The 1,944-nt window shown below is 71.6% G+C and carries 2 protein-coding genes; one reads left to right on the top strand and one right to left on the bottom strand.

Going from position 1 to position 1,944, the window contains the following annotated elements; translation table 11 throughout:
• Positions 1–439 (top strand): HAD-IC family P-type ATPase (locus tag ACFUEL_RS39145; protein ID WP_380242901.1); only part of this gene is annotated, 439 nt, incomplete at its 5' end.
• 97 nt (positions 440–536) lie between these two features.
• Here ACFUEL_RS39145 and ACFUEL_RS39140 read toward each other — a convergent pair.
• Complete coding sequence (locus ACFUEL_RS39140) at positions 537–1,211, bottom strand: LmbU family transcriptional regulator (RefSeq protein WP_380242899.1); 675 nt, start codon at positions 1,209–1,211, stop codon at positions 537–539.
• Between the last annotated feature and the right edge of the window lie 733 nt (positions 1,212–1,944).

Here is a 1,944-nt window from a genome sequence, read left to right as displayed (position 1 = left end):
CGTCAGGGCCGGCCTGCTGCCGCAGGACAAGGTTGCCGCGGTGCGGGAGCGGGAGGCCGCCGGGCGCAAGGTGCTGGTGGTCGGCGACGGCGTCAACGACGCCCCCGCGCTGGCCGCCGCCCACGTCGGCGTCGCGATGGGCCGGGCCGGCTCCGACCTCGCGCTGGAGACCGCGGACGCGGTGGTCGTCCGCGACGAGCTCGCCACCGTCCCCGCCGTCGTCGCGCTCTCCCGCCGGGCCCGCTCACTGGTCGTGCAGAACCTGGTGATCGCGTCGGCGTTCATCACGGTGCTGGTGGGGTGGGACCTGGTCGCCACCCTGCCGCTGCCGCTGGGCGTGCTCGGCCACGAGGGGTCCACCGTGATCGTCGGCCTGAACGGGCTGCGCCTGCTGCGCGACGCCGCGTGGGAGCGGGCCGCCGCCGAGGGCCGCCGGTGAGGGGCTCAGTGAAGGGCTCGGTGAGGGTCCTGCCGTCCCGCCGCCGCGCCGTCCGGCTCCGGGCGGCGGGACGGCGCGGCGCGGCGGGCCGGTCGGACTACGCGGTCGGCTCGGTGCAGCCCGGTTCGTCGTGCCCCGGGGAGCCGCCGCGCGAGCGCTCGCGCGGGCCGCCCCCGAGCTTCGCGGCCCGGTCCAGGCTGACGATGATCCACTCGTTCAGCTCCCGGCCGTCGCGCTCGGCGGCGTCGGCCCACAGGCTCTCCTGCTCGGCGGTCGTGCGCACGTGGAGCCTGACCTGCTTGCCCTGGCCCGCCTCGGGCGATCCGGCCAGCGCGGCCTGCCGCAGGTGCTGCCGGAGGGCGTTGCGGGACCAGCCTTTCCGGGCGGCGCGGTCCAGCCACATGGCGCGCTTCTCGGGTTCCAGCGAGGCGACTTCGGCGTGGTGCTGGAAGCTGACCTCGGGGTGCCGCTCGGTGACGGGGAAGCGGCGCGCGATCCACGCGTAGTTCCGTAAGGTCTTGTAGTCCAGGCGGGTCTCCTCCATCGCCTGCCGGTAGCGGCCGGGATAGGTGTCCTGCCCGAAGATGAGCCAGTCGCCGAGCCACCAGCTGGAGGAGTCCGTTATCAGGTAGAGGTGCTTGCCCAGGCGCTTCCACTCGGTCAGGGGGTAGTCCGCCGGCAGGGACAGGGCGGTGCGGCGGGTGAGGGCCGCTGCGCCGGGAGAGGACCGGGGTGCGGTGCGCAGGGCAGTCGTGCTGACGGACGTCTCCATGCTGATCGCTTCTCTGCTCAGGGTCGGTCGGTGGACGGAAAGCCGGTCGAGGCGGTGCGAGGAGGTTTCCGCCGGGGGTTTCGCGCGTTTCTTCCCACGGGGCTGCTGTGGTGGGTCGTGGGCGATCCGCTGGTGGGCATGAAGTATCCTGGGAGCGTGGTCGGTTGCCTCCGGCCGATCTGAGTGCTCGATTGCAGTGCTCGATTGCCGCGCTTCATCGCCGTGCTTCATTGCCGTGTTCGACCGCAGTGCCTCACCACTGGCCCGGGAGCTGCCGGTGGAACGCGCCCGGTAGGGCGATGTGGTGTTGAACTGCCGTCAATTCGTGGTGTGGCGGCGGACGGCCGTACGAGTCCGGCCACACAACCGGCGGATATGTGAGTCCCCCATCGGTCTACCGCTTCCCGGGCGGCGAGCAACTGCGCTGGTCACGGAGAAGTCTGGCACGGCGTTCGGGCTGCGGTCCAGATCGGGCGACCGGCGCCAACTCGGCCCGGCGGCACGGTTCCAGGCGGGAGGCGGCGGACATCCATGGCCGGGTTCCGCCAAGGTTTCCTTGGTGAATCTGCTATTCAACTTTGGAATCATTTGTGATTTTGCTGTGATTCAAACGAATTAAAGGCGTGACCGCGCGGTGGGCGAGGTGCTCCGGGGCGCGCCGGGCCCGGCGCAACTCCCGCGCCGGGGCCCGGAATTGTGTGGGCCCTGTGGTGGAAGCCGATCGAAAGTGTTC

Source organism: Kitasatospora sp. NPDC057198 (genome assembly GCF_042670125.1).
Taxonomy (GTDB): Bacteria; Actinomycetota; Actinomycetes; order Streptomycetales; family Streptomycetaceae; genus Kitasatospora.
The sequence above is the reverse complement of the archived record's forward strand: the minus strand, read 5'-3'. Positions and strand labels throughout refer to the sequence as shown.